Here is a 15,117-nt window from a genome sequence, read left to right on the forward strand (position 1 = left end):
ACCTGGAAGAACCCGCACCGATGACCACCATGGCTCCGCCCGCTCCGCCCGCCCGCCAGATCGTCCCGCCCGAGGACCGGTACGCGACCGAACTGGCCTTCCTCGCCGCCTACGACGACGGGCCGCGCCCGCCCGCGTGGCGGCTCACCCCGCGCGCGGTCGTCACGTTCGTCATGGGCAGCGACGGCGGGGCCCTGAAGCTGCCCGACGACGCGGAGGTGCCCGACGGGGTGCCGCGCCGCCTGGTGATCGAGGGCAAGTTCGTCGGCGACCGGGCGCTGGTCGAGCGATGCGTGGTGACCCTCGCCGGGGAGCGCGGTCTGCTGCTCGTCGGCGAACCCGGCACCGCCAAGTCGATGCTGTCGGAGCTGCTCTCCGCCGCCGTGTGCGGCACCAGCGGCCTGGTGGTGCAGGGCACCGCCGGCACCACCGAGGACCAGCTCAAGTACGGCTGGAACTACGCGCTGCTGCTCGCGCAGGGCCCCAGCCGGCAGGCGCTCGTGCCGTCGCCCGTCCTGACCGCCATGTCCCGGGGCGCCGTCGCCCGCGTCGAGGAGGTCACCCGCTGCCTGCCCGAGGTGCAGGACTCGCTGGTGTCGTTGCTCTCCGAGCGGCGGATCGCCGTGCCCGAACTGGCCGGCACCGACGACGCCCTGGCGCACGCGGCGCCCGGCTTCACCCTCATCGCCACCGCCAACCTCCGGGACAAGGGCGTCTCCGAGATGTCCGCGGCCCTCAAGCGCCGCTTCAACTTCGAGACGGTCGGCCCCATCGGGGACCTCGACGCGGAGACCGCGCTGGTGCGCGGCCAGGCCCGGGCGTCCGTGGAACGGGCCGGGGCCCCGTTCCAGGTCGACGACGCCGTGCTGGAGGCACTGGTCACCGCTTTCCGGGACCTGCGCGAGGGCCGGTCGGCGGAGGGCTGGGAGGTGGAGCGGCCGTCGACGGTGATGAGCACCGCGGAGGCCGTCTCCGTCGCCGGCGCGCTCGCTCTCGCCTCGGCGTACTTCCCGGGCGACCGCGACGTGCTCGCACTGCTGCCGGGTCACCTGCTCGGCGTGGTCCGCAAGGACGACCCCGCCGACGCCGCCCGGCTGCGCGGCTACTGGGACGGCCCCGTCCGGCGCCGCGCCGAGCAGGGTTCCGCGACCTGGCGCACCCTGTGGGACCTGCGTACGGTCCTGGAGGGCTGACGGCCGTGTCCCACTCCCACGGGGCTGCTTCCGCCCCGCCCGACCCCGGCGGCTCGACCGCCCCGCCGGAAGAGGCGCTCGCCGTCCTCACCGGACCGTCCGCGCCCTTCCTCGTCGGCGTACGGCACCACGCGCCCTCCCTGGCCGCCGCCGTGCCCGCGCTGCTGGACGAGGCGAAACCGGAGGTGCTGCTCGTCGAACTGCCCGCCGAGATGCAGCAGTGGCTGCCCTGGCTGGGCCACGAGGAGACGCGGGCCCCGGTGGCGCTCGCCGCCGCTCCCGGCGACGGGAGCGGCGCGGGACCGGCGTTCTATCCGTTCGCCGACTTCTCTCCCGAACTGGCCGCCGTGCGCTGGGCAGCCCGGCACGGCGTGCCGGTGGTGGCCTGCGACCTGCCGCTCGCCGACCGCGCGTGGACCGGGGGACGGCAGGCCGCGGGGACGCGGACCGGCGGCCCCGGTCTCGCCACCGCCGTGCGGGCCCGGCTCACCGGCCGCCCCGGGGACGACCTCTGGGACCGGCTCGTCGAGGCGACCGCCCCCGGCTCCCCGCCCGAGGCCCTGCGCCGGGCCGCCCTGCTCACCGGGTGGGCACTGCGCGAGGACGCGGAAGCCTCCGGCGGCGTACCGGAACTGGACCTGCGGCGCGAGCGGTGGATGCGCGCCCGGCTGGCGGAGGCCACCGCGCGGGGTGAGCGGGCCGCCGTGGTGGTCGGCGCGTTCCACGCCCCCGCGCTCGTACGGCAGGACACCGGCGAGGAGGACGCGACGGCCACCGACGCACAGCGCCCCGCCTGGACGACCTCGCTGATCCCGTACACGTACGCCCTCCTCGACGAGCGGTCCGGTTACCCGGCGGGCATCCGGGACCCGGAGTGGCAGGACATGGTCCTGCGCGCGGCGGGCGACCCGACGGCGCTGGAGGAGGCGCTGACCCGGGCGGCCGTACGTATCTGTGCCGAACTGCGGAGCCTTGGTCACCCCTCGGGCCCCGCCGACGCACGGGAGATCAGCCGGCTCGCCTCCGACCTGGCCCGGCTGCGCGGTCTGCCTGCGGCCGGGCGCGGTGAACTGGTCGAAGCCGTGCAGACGGTGCTCGCACAGGGGGAGCCCTACGGGCGGGGGAGGGCCGTGGCGCGCGCGATGGAGCGCGTGCTCGTCGGCGCGCGCGGCGGTCGCCCCGCCCCGCAGGCGCCGCGCAGCGGCCTTGCCCCCGCGGTCGAGGCCGAGGCGGCGAGGCTCGGCCTGCCCGGCCCGGAGGCGGGCGGCCCTGGCCCCGCACGCGACCTACGGCTGGATCCGTTGCGGTCCGACCTCGACCGGAGCCGTGAACTGCTGCTGCGCCGGCTGTCGGTGTGCGGGGTCCCCTACGGGGAGGCCAAGGAGGTCGTCGGCGCGGGCGGCGCCGAGGCCCTCACCTCCCGCTGGGAGGTGCGCTGGACACCGGCCACGGCGGCCATGCTGACCGCGGCCGGCGTGCGCGGAGTCACCCCCGCGCAGGCCGCCGAAGGCGTCCTGCGGGAACGGCGGCGCCTCGAGCGCGAGGAGGGCGGGCCGACGGCCGCACAGGCCCTCGAAGGGCTCGAACGGGCGGCGGAGTGCGGCCTGGCGCAGCTCGCGGACGAACGGCTCGGCGATGTCGCCGACGTCCTGCCCCAGGCCGCTACCCTGCCGGAACTCCTTTCCGGTCTGTCCCTGCTGGACCGGCTGCGGGCCGGTCATGTGCCGGGGCTCGGCGCCGAGCCGGACCGTGTGGCCCGGGCGGCCGCCGTCGCGGAACTGCTCACGGCGGCAGCGGTCCGGCAGGTGGACGGCCTGACCGGGTCCGAGGACCTCGCCGACGCCCATGCCCTGCTCGAACTCGCCCACCGTGCCGACCTGTTGGGCGGCATCCGGCTCGCCGACGCCCTGGGCCGCCTGGCCGCCGCCGGCTCGCCGCTGATGCGCGGTGCCGCCGGCGCCGTTCGTGTCCTGCTCGGGCACGAGGACGCGCGGGTCTTCGGCGACCGCGTGGCCTCCTGGATCGACGGGGCCACCGAACCCGACTCCCGCGCCGCGCTCACCGCCCGGCTCAGCGGACTGCTGACCGCCGCGGGCCCGTTGCTGGAGGCGGCGCCGCCCGCGCTGGAACCCCTGCTGACCCGCGTGTCCGAGCTGCCCGACAAGGCGTTCCTCGACCGGCTCCCCGCGCTGCGCGGCGGCTTCGAGACCCTGAGCCCCGCGGCCCGTGACCGTCTCTTCGCGACCGTCGAGGAGCGCCTCGGCGCCGCACCCGTCGGCGACACGGACGGCGTCGACCCGACCGCGCTCGCCACCTGGACCGGGGCGGACTTCGCGGCCCGCGAGGTGCTGCGGTCACTGGGGCTGCTGCCCGCGCCGCGCGGCGGTCCAAAGGACGTCATCGCGGAGCCCGTGCCGGACGTCATCGTGGAGCCCGAGCCGGACGACACCACGGAGCCCGCGCCGAGTGTCACGGCGACGGGCGGTCCCGCTGAGGCCGCCGCGCCCCGGACCGAGGACCACCACCTCGCCCCGGCCGACCGCTGGCGCCTCCTCCTCGGCCGCCGTACCGAGCGACTGCCGCCGTCCGCCGCCCGGTTGGCGACCGCGCTGGACGAGTTGTACGGCAGTGGACGCGGCGAAGGCAGCCGGGGGAATCTCACGGGCCCGGGCAACGGCGGCGGACGTGAGGCACCGTACCCCGGTGCGCGGGAGTGGTCCGAGGAACTGGCCGCGCTCTTCGGGCCGGGTATCCGGGAGGAAGTGCTGGCGGCGGCCGCCGCGTCGGGCCGCAGGGACGTTCTCACCGAGCTGGACGCGGACCGTGTGCGGCCCTCGGTGGACCTGCTGCGCACCGTGCTGCGGCACGCGGGCGGACTGCCCGAGGCCCGCCTGGCCGCGCTGCGCCCGCTCGTGCGGCGACTGGTCGACGCGCTGACCAGGCAACTGGCCACCCGGCTGCGCCCCGCCCTGCACGGCACGGTCCTGCCGCGCCCCAGCAGACGGCCCGGCGGCGGCCTGGACCTGCCCCGCACCCTGCGGGCCAACCTGGCGACCGCGCGCCGCGCCCCGGACGGCACGGTGCAGGTGATCCCCGAGCGCCCGGTCTTCCGTACCCGGGCGCGCCGGGCCGCCGACTGGCGGCTGATCCTGGTCACGGACGTCTCGGCATCCATGGAGGCGTCCACCGTGTGGGCCGCGCTGACCGCCTCGGTGCTGGCGGGTGTGCCGACGCTCTCCACCCACTTCCTGGCGTTCTCCACGGAGGTCATCGACCTCACCGGGCACGTCGACGACCCGCTGTCTCTGCTGCTGGAGGTCAGCGTCGGCGGCGGCACCCACATCGCCGCCGGACTGCGCCACGCGCGCGAACTCGTCACCGTGCCGTCGCGCACCCTCGTCGTGGTCGTCAGCGACTTCGAGGAGGGCTATCCGCTGGGCGGGCTGCTCGCCGAGGTCCGCGCGCTGGTCTCGGCCGGCTGCCACGTCCTGGGGTGCGCGAGCCTCGACGACACGGGCAGGCCCCGCTACGCCACGGGGGTCGCGGGTCAGCTCGTCGCCGCCGGCATGCCGGTCGCCGCCCTCAGCCCGCTCGAACTCGCCCGCTGGGTAGGGGAGAAGATCACATGAGCCCGGACCTGCCTCCGGTCGTCCCGTCCGTCACCGCCGAACTCGTCGAAGCGCTCTCGCCCCGGCTCCGCAAGCGGCTGGACGCGGGCATCACCAAACTCCTGGCGCGTCCGGTCGCCCGTGACGGCGACACCGTGCGGATCGCCGTCGACGACGAGACCGACGTCGTCCTGCACGCGCCCGGCGGGACGGTGACCGGCGCGGACGCGATCCATTGCGGATGCCTGCTGGCCCCCGACTGCCTGCACCGCGCGGCTGCCGCCTCGGCCGCACCGGTCGCGGACGCCGCCGAGGCCGCCGGCGCGGCGCGGGAGGAGACGGTGACGCGGGAAACGGCACCGACGCCGACCGGCGGCGTACGACCGGCGGAGGCGGAGACCGCCACGGCCGATCAACGCGCCGCCGCCCGAACGGTGTTCGACGCGGCCGCCGCCGTGCTGGAAGCCGGCACGGACGGCGCCGGGGCCGTGCTCCAGGCCGAACTCCTGCACGCCGCGCACACCGCCCGCCTCGCCGGCCTCCCGCGGGCCTCCGCCGCCGCGATCTCCGTGGTCACCGGGGTGCGCGCGGCCCGCTCGGCCGACCCCGGCTACCGACTCGCCGACCTCGCCGGCGCACTGGTCGACGTCCTCGGCGTCGCCCACCGCCTCCCGCACGCCACCGGCCCGGACCTGACCGAACTGCGCGGTACGGTCCGGCAGCCGTACCGCCCGGACGGCTCCCTGCGTCTGTACGGGCTCTTCTCCGAACCCGTCCTCACGGCCACCGGCTACGCCGGCGCGGTCACCTGGACCGCCGACGCCCACGGACGTCTGTACACGGTGTCGGACGTGGCCCCGGGCGGGCCCGCCCGGGCGACCGGCGCCGCGGACCGGGCCGTACGGATCGGCGACACCTCCCTGACACACCGTGAACTGTCGCGTGCCGGGCTGGCCGTCTCCGGTGCGACCGTCTCTCCGGCGGGCCGTCTCGGTGCGGGGGCCGGGGTGCGCGCGGTCCGCGCGCCGGGCGTCTCCTGGCGCTCCGAGCCGCTGGACCGGCTGTGGGCGGTACCGGCCGCCGAGCAAGTGGCGCGGGCGCTGAACGGCGGGCAGGACCTGCTGTTCCTCGAGGTGACCGTCACGGGCACGGTGCGCGAGACCACGGGCGACTGTCTGCTGGCCGACTGCGCGGGCGTGGCCCTGCGGCTGGCCACCGCCCACGACGATCCCTCACTCCCGTACCGCGACAACCTCCGTCTGCTCGCAGCCGCCAGGGGCAGACTGCTGCGGATCGTCGCGCGCCTGGCGCCCGGACCGCTTCCCCGTGCCCTGCTGCTCGCCGCCGAGCACCCCACCGACCCCGCCGCCCGGACGGACCTCGGCCTGGACCGTCTCCAGCACGCCGACCTGCCCACCGGGGCGGCGGCGCCACCGGCCGCGGTCGTCCCCACGGGGGACGAGGCGCCACTGCACCTGCTGCGGCGTCGCGTCCACCAGGCGGTGCCGGGAGGCCGCGGTGTCCTCGCCCTCACCGCAAGCGGGTCGGGCGACGGCGTCCGCCTGCGCCGCCTCGGCCTCGCCACCGCGGGCGACCTCCTCGACGCCCTCCACGCGGCCGCCGCGGACCGTTCCCGCGACCCCTTCGGCCGCCTGCTCCCGGCCGACACGGCCCACTTCGCCCGGTCCTGGCTCGCCGCAGCCCTCTACACCGACACGGTCGAACGGGCGCTGTGCGCGAACGCGTGGGGAGCCACCACGACCGAGGCGCCGGCCACGGCCCTCGCGCCGTCGACGGCCCGGTGACCGCCCACGGTGTCCCCCGCGTGCGCGGGGGACACACGGCGACGGGACGCCCCACCGGCAGAGGCGGCCGCCCAGGGAGATGCGCGGGCGGTGCCCGGCCGCCTGCCCTGGGGCGAACCGCTGCCGTCCACGCCGGGGGCGGCCCGACGGGAGAGGCGGGGGAGTGCCGGACGCGTACGAGGTCATGGAGGGGCGCCGAGTCGAGGAAGGCGTCCGACGCGTGGTCCGGCTGTCCGGACGCCCGGACGGGCGAGAAACCCGAGGTACGGGCCCGGTTCCGGGCCCTGCCCGATGCGGCGCGGACGGCCGCTGCCGAGGGCGATCCGGGCACCGCACGCGCCTTCGTGGGGGACATGTACGACGAGGCCCGCGCAGCCGGCCTCCCCTGGGCACTCTCGCGGCCCCGCCCGTGCGGAGCGGACCGGCAGGCGCGCGACTACGCCGAGGACGCCCTGCCGCAGGTGCTGCCCCTGGGCCTGAGGGACCGTCTCGACCAGGCCGCGCCCTTCCTGTCCGTCACGGCCCGTCGCCTTGAGGCCGCCCCGGACTCGACGCGGCGCTGCGCCAGGACAGCCTCTCCAGCGCGGCCCGCGCCGGAACGGCCCTCGACCTCGCCCACCCGACCGCGGCGCGACGCGGACTCGAACGCCTCACGGCGATCGCCCGACGCTGCGGCGTGGAACCCTGACCAGTCGAGCCGTGGTGGCTCGGACCGACACCGTACGAGGATCTGAGGACGACCCGGTGGACTCCCGTCTCCATGACCGCATGGCCTTCCGCATCCGCATCCGCATCCGCGCCCGCGGCGGTGGCGACCCCACACGGACCCGCCGTGCGGCGGTCGTCGCCGCGCCGGCGATCGTCGGCGCGGGGCTGGGGCTCAGGGCCGTGGCGGCGGGGGACGTGGCCAAGTACGGAGGGGACGCCCTGTACACGCTGCTGATCATGGCCCTCGTCATCGCCGTGGCCCCGCGGGTGACACCGCTGAAAGCCGCCGGAGTCGCGCTGGCCGTCAGTTGGGGGGTCGAGTTCCTGCAACTCACCGGGCTGCCGGCGGAACTCTCCCGGCACAGCACCGCTGCCCGCCTGATCCTCGGCTCCACCTTCAACGCGCCGGACCTGTTCTGGTACGCGGTCGGCGCGGCGGTCGGCTGGCCGGCCCTCAGCGGACGTATGGTCCCGGGGCGAAATCCCGGTCCGGACGTCGCCAAGTGAGCCCCCGAGCGGAGGCGTTGGGGCGCGGCCACTCGGCATGAGCGTCCGCCACCCGGCCCGCTGACCCCCTTCCGTCTGTACGAACGCCCGCCTCGTCGACGTATCCACACGTGCCGTTCCGCTGCGCAGAGGTTTGGCCCACGTGCGGACGCCGGCTGCGACCACGGCGGCGTTCACCCTGCTGCGCACACCACACGGCCGGGCCGCGGCAGGCCGGATCCTCTCCGGCGACAGGTCCTTTCCCGACCCCGCCCCTGTGTGAACGCACCGGCCCCGGCGTCGTACACGGGCGGAGACCGCCCGCGGGCCCACCGCATCCCCGCCGGTCGGCCGACCGGACGGCGGCCCGATCGGGCCGGGACCCCGGCATGCGCGCGGATGCCACTCATTGCACGCTGGTGTCATGGCGAGCGACCAGCCCATCGTGATCTACCCGCCCGGCGAGGACGGTGGCCGGCGCGTCCGTGCGGACGGGCGGTTCCTGGGCATGGCGTACGGGCTGCTGGACGTCGTGGAGTTCCTTCGCCTTGCCGGGCTGGAGAGCGTCGACGACGACTGGGTGCGGCAGTCCGCCCTGGTCGAGTGGCGGGGAGGCGGCCCGGACGCATGGAGTGCCCGCAGCTGATCGGGCGATGCCGCGTCGGTGCCGCGCCGCGGTCGGCCTGTGGCCGACGCACCCGGGCCGTCGTGGCCCGTGGTCCAGGCAGGAACGGGAATCCCGCCCCCGGTCGGCCGACGACCTCGCGGCGCGGTCAGCCCTTGACCATCACGCTCTCGCCGCCGGGAAGCCCCTTGTCCCACCAGTGCCCGTGGCGCCGGTAGACCTGTGGATCACGGCCGGCGAGCAGCGCCGACAGGTTCTCGGCCTCCGCGGTCAGACCTCGCCACGCGGCCCTGCCGAGCTGGTGGAACGCGGTCAGTTCCAGCCCGTCGCCGGTCGCGCGCCACACTCCCGCGACCTGCCCGTCGACGAGCAGGCAGGGCAGTACGTCGCCGTTGCGCCGGACCACCACGGGCCGGACTTCCGGGGACATGAACCGTCCGGGGACGGCGTGGGCCAGCAGTGTGCTGTCCCACATGGGCAGCAGCCTCGGCGGCGCCGGGGTGCTGTCGGCGGGCACGGTGGCGTCCGCCAGGTCGAACAGGGGGGCGCGGCCCGGCCCGGCCACCCGCACCACCCTCGGAGGGTGTGAGCCCGGTCGCGGTGAACCGGCGGTCGTACAGGCGCGACGCCCGCAGGGTGCTCAACATGGCCGCGCGGTAGGACGCGTAGTCCTCGGCATGGACGGCGTGCGGCGTGATCCGCATGAGGGACGCCTTCACGACCCGGCGGTCCGCGAACGCCGCGTCGAGATCCTCCGGCGCGAAGTCCCGCACGCGGTTCCACAGCGCGAGGTACGGCGATGCCGGTGACTGCGCCTGCAGAGCACACACCCGGCGAACGGCCTCCGCCACATCGAGGCGCCGCCGTTCCAGCAACAGCTGACGGTCCAAAGTGGCCAGGGCGAGCTGTCGGGAAGTGAGTGTCACACCCCGCATTGTGCGCGCCCCCTCGGCGGCGCTCCGGGCGACGGTGGTGCGGACGGGACCGTCCGGACCGCGAAACGACACTGGAATGAGAATCCAAGTGTTAGATTGTGATTCCAATGATGTACTCGTTGCCGAGACGGCACCGGTCGGGAAGGAGCACAGTGCTGCACACGGAATCGGGCGAATCCGCCGTCGGGGTCGCGGCGCTGCCCTACGGGGACTGCGTGGAGATCGAGGCGCTCGCCCGCCTGCGGACGGTATCGGGGGACGCGGATGCCGCCTGAGGAGCCGGAAGGGCAGCGGACACGTGAACAGGACGCGATCATCGCGGCATTGACGCCCGTGGTCGACGGCATCGCCGCGACCCTGGGATCCTTCTGCGAGGTGGTCGTCCACGACTTCCGCCGCCCCGAAAGGTCGGTCGTCGCCATCGCCGGATCGGTCACCGGACGCGCCGTGGGCGGATCGATGAGCGAGATCGGCATGGGCATCCTCGCCCGGGGCGACACGGCCGAGGACAAGCTCAACTACATCACCCGCACTCCCGGGGGAAAGCTGCTCAAGTCCTCCACGATGGTGCTGCGTGACTCCACCGGCACGGCCTTCGGGGCACTGTGCGTCAACCTCGACATCACCGCCGTACACCAGGTCGGCTCCCTGATCGGTCAACTCGCCGGTGTCCAGGACCCGGTCACCGTCCCCACGACGACATTCGGCAACGACATCGACTCCGTCGTGGACGCCCTCGTCGACGCCCACCAACTGCGCCACACCAAGCCGTGGAGCGCGCTCGACCGAGAAGAACGCCTACGGCTGTTCGCGCGTCTGGACGCCGATGGAGTCTTCGCGGTCCGCGGCGCACCGGGGCGGGTCGCGGAACGGCTCGGCATCTCCCGGGCGTCCGCCTACAACTACCTCGCCCAAGCCAGAAACGCACCACCCGACCTCGAGCCGGGCGGCCCCGAGCACGAGCACAACGATCGAAACGGAGAACGGACATGACGCTCACCCTGGACGACGTGCGAGACGCGGCGGCGCGGATCGAGGGAGTCGCGCACCGCACGCCGGTGCTGCGCTCCCGCACCCTGAACGCCCTGGTGGGCGCCGAGGTGTTCGTCAAGTGCGAGAACCTGCAGCGCGTCGGTGCCTTCAAGTTCCGTGGCGCGTACAACGCGGCATCACGTCTCACCCCGGAGCAGTTGGCCCGGGGCATCGCCGCCTACTCCTCCGGAAACCACGCACAGGCCGTGGCGCTGGCCGCCCGTGAGCTCGGCACCACGGCGGTGATCCTGATGCCGGAGGACACCCCGCGCTCCAAGGTGGAGGCCACGCTGGGCTACGGCGCCGAGGTGGTGACCTACGACCGTTACACCGGCGACAGGGTCGCCATCGGCGAAGCACTGGCCGCCGAGCGCGGTCTCACGCTGATCCCGCCCTACGAGCACCCGCACGTCATCGCGGGCCAGGGCACCGCCGCGCTGGAACTGATCGAAGAGGTCGGCGACCTCGACGCCCTGGTGGTGCCGGTCGGCGGCGGAGGGCTGATCGCAGGCAGCGCCACAGCCGCCAAGGGGCTGCTGCCCGGCATCAAGGTCATCGGAGTGGAACCGGAGGAGGGGGACGACACCAAGCGGTCCCTGGAGGCGGGCCGGCGGGTCTCCATCCCCGTACCCCGGACCATCGCCGACGGGCAGGCAATCGACATCCCGGGAGAACTCACCTTCTCCCTGAACCGTAAGCTCGTGGACGACATCGCTCTCGTCACCGACGACCAGATCCGTCAGGCGATGCGCACGGCCTTCGAACGGATGAAGATCGTCGTCGAACCGAGTGGGGCCACGTCACTGGCCGCTCTGCTCTCGGGCCGCATCGCCCCGGTGCCCCGCCGTATCGGTGTCATCGTCTCCGGCGGCAACATCGACACCCAGCGGTTCGCATCGCTCCTCGGGTGACGGCCGGGCGGCGGCCGTGCGAGAGAGCGGGCACCGGTCCCTCACACGGCCTCCGTCCGCGACCCGGTGGTGGAGGATGCCGCCGCTCGGGCGGCAGCACGGGCGCAGGGCACCACAACGCGCGCATCAGCGGCGCCGACGACGTGCGAGGCGGCGGAACGCCTTCGGGCCGCCGGTCGGTGTGGGCAGGGTGCCCGCCACCGCATCGGCCAGCAGGGAGCCGACGGTCTCGGCCGCGCAGGCGCGGTTGGCGCCGATGCCTCCCGAGGGTCCGCGCTTGATCCAGCCGACGACGTACGTCCCGGGCCTTCCGGTCACCCGGCCGCGCTCGTGCGGCACGGTCCCGGTGGCCTCGTCGAACGGCAGCCCCGCCTGGGGCACACCGCGATAGCCGACCGCCCGCAGGACCAGACCGGCCGGGATCTCCAGCTCGCCGGGGCCGCCGGTGACGCGCACGGCACGGGTCTCCTCGCCCCCGCACACCGCCACAGGTGCGGAGAGGAAGCGGAGCACGATGCGCCGCCGCTCTCCTGCCGCACCCGGCGACAGGGACCAGTCGACCGCCTCCCGTTCCACACCCCGCAGCACCGCCGCTTTGTCCGTCGAGGAAGCGGCATCGATCGCCGTGCCGATCCGCGGATCGTGGTCGTCGATGAGCAGGTCCACTCCGGAGAGGTGCTTCAGGGCGAGCAACTCGGACCTGGTGTACGCGGCGTGCTGCGGCCCGCGGCGACCGAGCAGCACCACCTCGCGCACCTTGCTGCGGCGCAGCTCCGCCAGCGCGTGGCCGGCGATCTCGGTACCGGCCAGCGTCTGCGGATCGGACACCAGGATCCGGGCGACGTCCAGCGCGACGTTGCCGTTGCCGACCACGACGACGCGTTCGGCCGACAGGTCGACGGCATCCGGCGCGACCTCCGGATGCGCGTTGTACCAGGCGACGAAGGTGGTCGCGGAGACGCTGCCCGGCCGGTCCTCGCCCGGGATGCCGAGCCGCCGGTCCGTGGCGGCACCGACCGCGTAGATCACCGCGTCGTGATGAGCGGCGAGTTCCTCCGCCGTGAGGTCGGCGCCCACGTCGAGGCCCAGATATCTCCGCACGCGCGGATGGGTGTGGAAGCGGGCGAAGCTCTCGCTCACGTTCCTGGTGGCCGGGTGGTCCGGAGCGACGCCGTAGCGAACGAGTCCGCCGGCGACCGGAAGCCGGTCGATGAGCGTCACCTCGGCGCGCGTGTGCAGCAGCAGGTCCTTGGCCGCGTACATGCCGGCCGGGCCGGTGCCGACGATCGCGACCCGCAGCGGCCCGAAGTCCGAGGGCAGTACGCGGTCGAAGACGGGCTCGCTCCAGGCGTGGAAGATGGGGCTTGAATCCCCCGGCTGCTGCGCCGGTGTCTCCACTGCCTCGGAGGACTCCGTCTCGACATGCTCGAAGTAGGCCGCGTTGATCTGCGCGTACTCCCGCTGCCCGTCGGCCAGCCGGTCGACGGGGAAGACGGCGTCCACCGGGCAGGCGTCGGCGCAGGCACCGCAGTCGATGCAGGTCTTCGGGTCGATGTGCAGCATCTCCGTGCTGCCGAAGGCCCGTTCCTCGGGCGTGGGGTGAATGCAGTTGACCGGGCAGACGGACACGCAGGTGGCGTCGTTGCAGCAGGTCTGGGTGATCGCGAAGGCCATGGTCGTCCGCTCCGCTGAAGGCCGGGATGGGTGCAGGCTGAAGGTCGTCAGATGAGGTTGGCGCGCCGGTAGAAATAGAGCGCGGGCCTGGTGAGCAGTCCCACCGAGGCCAGGAACTCCATCAGGCCCGAACAGCTCGCGCGCATCATGGACTTGTGGTGCTCGTTGGCCTTCGCCTCACGGATGGCGCGTTCCTCGTCCAGGCCCGCGTTCGCGTACACCTTCCGGTTCACCATGCTGGTGACGATGACGTACGCCGCGACGGCGATCAGGAGGGCGTGGATGCGGCGGCGCAGCCGTCCGGCACGCGCGAGATGCTTGCGCGTCTCGTCCCGGGCGAACTTCATGTGCCGCGACTCCTCGACGACATGGATGTTGTTGATGGTGCGGACGAAGGGAACGACCCGCTCGTCGCGCATCCAGTCGCGCTGCATGACGTCGAGGACCTCCTCGGCGACCAGGATCGCCGCGTAGGCGGCCTCACCGAAGGCGACGGTCTTGAAGAACCGGCCGAGCTCGACCGCGATGCGGTGCGGGCGGTAGGCCGGGGCCCCCAGCTTCTTCGCGCCGCGGGCGAACATGATCGAGTGCCGGCACTCGTCGGCGATCTCGGTGAGCGCCCACTGGACGGTGTCGTCCGTCGGGTCCTTGGCGTAGATGTCCCGCAGCACCATCTGCTGCAGGATCATCTCGAACCAGATGCCGGTGCTGGCGACGGATGCGGCCTCCTGGCGCGTCAGTGCCTTGCGCTGCGCGTCGGTCATCTCGTTCCAGTACGCCGTCCCGTAGAGCGTGCTCCACTCCGGGCTGGCGCCGTGGAAGTTCGTGTCGAGCGGCGTGTCCCAGTCGACCTCGGTGAGCGGGTCGTAGGAGAGCTGTGCGGACGAGTCGAGCAGCCGCCGGGCCACGCCGTCGTCCGAGGGCTGGTTCCTGGCCTGCGGCTTTGAGGTGCTGATGGCCATGCTGAAGGCTCCTCGAGTCGAGTCCGGGTGCTATTACCTCGGGTAACCATCCTGACTTGCTGACGAACTGTATAGCAAGAGGTGTCGTGTTCCTAGCCTGGTGACGTCTCGGGGTGTGGCGGGGAGTGGCGACCGCCGGGCCGGCCCGCACCGGCCGTGAGAGCTGTTTGGTGCGAACATGACAAAACGCGAAGCTGGGTCTTCGCGCCGGTGGTCGACAACCCGTACGGCAAGTGGGCCGCCGGCACGACGGCGACCACCCCGCAAGGGGAGGCGAGCGAGGACATCGAAAGGCCCAGGTGTCCTGGTCCGCCGTGTGCGGGCCCCGGCCGTGGTCCGTGTCGGTGCTGCGGGTGGGCCCGGCTGCCCGGCGGACAGGACAGCCGGGCAGCTCTCAGCAGCTGAGGTTGCCGCCGGGCTCCACGCCGAGGAGCTGAGTGAAACGCTCGTAGTGGTCGATCCGGCTCCGCACCTGGGCCGGATTGCCGCCGTCGCACTCCAGGCTGCCGTTGATGGCACGGATGGTCTCGCCGAACCCGGCGCCGTTGACCATGGCGTCGTGCGGTGTCATCGTGCCGGGCCCGCTCTGTGTGTTCCAGTACCACAGGCCCGTCTTCCAGGCGACGGACGCGTCGTTCTGCACGAGGTCGGGGTTGTTGAGCAGGTCGATGCCCAGGGCGTCGCCGGCGGCCTTGTAGTTGAAGTTCCAGCTGAGCTGGACCGGGCCGCGTCCGTAGTACTTGTCGTGGCCGGCCGGGCAGCCGTACGGCTGGGTGGTGTCGCAGTAGTGCGGGTAGTTGTCGGTGTTCTGCTCGACGACATGGACGAGCCCGCCGGTCTCGTGGCTGACGTTGGCGAGGAAGGCGGCGGCCTCCTGCTTCTTCACGGTGTCGCTGCCGGTGTTGGTGAAACCCGGGTAGGCGCTGAGCGCGGCGGTCAGGCCGCTGTAGGTGTAGAAGGGGTTCCTGTTCGGGAACATGTCGTCGAACTGCGCCTCGGTGACCACGAATTCCGCGGCAGCGGGTTTCGCTTCGGCCTTGGTCCCGGTCTTCTCGGCGGCGGCTGTCGGGGCCTGTGTGAGGGTGCAGAGGGCAGCGGCCACGCCGATGGCGGCGGCCAGGGGGAGTTTGCGCGGGTGCACGATCTCGGGTCTCCTGCGGTGTGTGGGGGGAAGACAC

Annotated in this window: 12 protein-coding genes and 2 pseudogenes; 9 read left to right on the forward strand and 5 right to left on the reverse strand. The window is 73.8% G+C overall.

The genetic code is table 11. The annotated features are described in order from the left end of the window. Nucleotides 1-20 precede the first annotated feature (20 nt). The 6 genes and pseudogenes from IE178_RS28660 to IE178_RS28680 all read left to right on the forward strand — a co-directional run bounded on the left by IE178_RS28660 (nt 21) and on the right by IE178_RS28680 (nt 8,446). A complete protein-coding gene (locus IE178_RS28660; RefSeq protein WP_184764898.1) occupies nt 21-1,193 on the forward strand; it encodes an ATP-binding protein in 1,173 nt (390 codons plus the stop codon). A gap of 5 nt (nt 1,194-1,198) precedes the next feature. Then, nucleotides 1,199-4,822, forward strand: a complete 3,624-nt coding sequence (locus IE178_RS28665; RefSeq protein ID WP_193514315.1) for a vWA domain-containing protein — start codon at nt 1,199-1,201, stop codon at nt 4,820-4,822. Beyond that, nucleotides 4,819-6,606 carry a hypothetical protein gene (locus tag IE178_RS28670; protein WP_193514316.1) on the forward strand — a complete coding sequence of 596 codons (1,788 nt, stop codon included), beginning with the start codon at nt 4,819-4,821 and terminating at the stop codon, nt 6,604-6,606. The genes IE178_RS28665 and IE178_RS28670 overlap by 4 nt, the downstream gene beginning before the upstream one ends. A gap of 768 nt (nt 6,607-7,374) precedes the next feature. After that, the gene (locus IE178_RS28675) at nt 7,375-7,821 is read left to right on the forward strand and encodes a ribosomal maturation YjgA family protein (protein ID WP_193514352.1); all 447 of its coding nucleotides are present in this window, start codon (nt 7,375-7,377) and stop codon (nt 7,819-7,821) included. A 121-nt stretch (nt 7,822-7,942) separates the two neighbouring features. Continuing rightward, nucleotides 7,943-8,083, forward strand: a pseudogene (locus IE178_RS36305) (FAD-binding monooxygenase); the annotation flags it as partial. A 141-nt stretch (nt 8,084-8,224) separates the two neighbouring features. Further along, nucleotides 8,225-8,446: a hypothetical protein gene (locus tag IE178_RS28680; RefSeq protein WP_184764825.1), complete on the forward strand. Its 222-nt coding sequence runs from the start codon at nt 8,225-8,227 to the stop codon at nt 8,444-8,446. Nucleotides 8,447-8,573: 127 nt separating this feature from the next. On the opposite strand, the gene IE178_RS36640 is transcribed toward IE178_RS28680, so the two are convergent. Then, the gene (locus tag IE178_RS36640) at nt 8,574-8,900 is read right to left on the reverse strand and encodes a DNA glycosylase AlkZ-like family protein (RefSeq protein ID WP_369075355.1); all 327 of its coding nucleotides are present in this window, start codon (nt 8,898-8,900) and stop codon (nt 8,574-8,576) included. Continuing rightward, nucleotides 8,839-9,360 (reverse strand): annotated as a pseudogene (locus IE178_RS36645) (DNA glycosylase AlkZ-like family protein); the annotation flags it as partial. The gene IE178_RS36640 and the pseudogene IE178_RS36645, both read right to left, overlap by 62 nt. A 152-nt stretch (nt 9,361-9,512) precedes the next feature. On the opposite strand from IE178_RS36645, the gene IE178_RS36310 reads away from it, so the two are divergent. The 3 genes from IE178_RS36310 to IE178_RS28695 are packed head-to-tail and all read left to right on the forward strand — an operon-like array spanning nt 9,513 to nt 11,303. Further along, entirely contained in the window at nt 9,513-9,635 is a 123-nt protein-coding gene (locus IE178_RS36310) for a hypothetical protein (RefSeq protein WP_268250099.1), read from the forward strand. Further along, nucleotides 9,625-10,353, forward strand: coding sequence for a helix-turn-helix transcriptional regulator (locus IE178_RS28690; protein WP_193514317.1), 729 nt, complete (start codon nt 9,625-9,627; stop codon nt 10,351-10,353). The genes IE178_RS36310 and IE178_RS28690 overlap by 11 nt, the downstream gene beginning before the upstream one ends. Next, a complete protein-coding gene (locus IE178_RS28695) occupies nt 10,350-11,303 on the forward strand; it encodes a threo-3-hydroxy-L-aspartate ammonia-lyase (RefSeq protein ID WP_193514318.1) in 954 nt (317 codons plus the stop codon). Before IE178_RS28690 ends, IE178_RS28695 begins: the two co-directional genes overlap by 4 nt. 126 nt (nt 11,304-11,429) lie before the next feature. Here the strand turns inward: IE178_RS28695 and IE178_RS28700 are convergent, their stop codons facing one another. The 3 genes from IE178_RS28700 to IE178_RS28710 all read right to left on the reverse strand — a co-directional run bounded on the left by IE178_RS28700 (nt 11,430) and on the right by IE178_RS28710 (nt 15,080). After that, the gene (locus IE178_RS28700) at nt 11,430-12,977 is read right to left on the reverse strand and encodes an FAD-dependent oxidoreductase (protein WP_193514319.1); all 1,548 of its coding nucleotides are present in this window, start codon (nt 12,975-12,977) and stop codon (nt 11,430-11,432) included. A 47-nt stretch (nt 12,978-13,024) separates the two neighbouring features. Further along, a complete protein-coding gene (locus IE178_RS28705) occupies nt 13,025-13,939 on the reverse strand; it encodes an AurF N-oxygenase family protein (protein ID WP_193514320.1) in 915 nt (304 codons plus the stop codon). 394 nt (nt 13,940-14,333) lie between these two features. Next, nucleotides 14,334-15,080 (reverse strand): chitinase, encoded by a 747-nt coding sequence (locus IE178_RS28710; protein WP_193514321.1) that lies wholly within the window; start codon nt 15,078-15,080, stop codon nt 14,334-14,336. Nucleotides 15,081-15,117: the final 37 nt, after the last annotated feature.

It is taken from the genome of Streptomyces griseoloalbus (assembly GCA_014650015.1).
GTDB classification, from domain to species: Bacteria; Actinomycetota; Actinomycetes; order Streptomycetales; family Streptomycetaceae; genus Streptomyces; species Streptomyces griseoloalbus.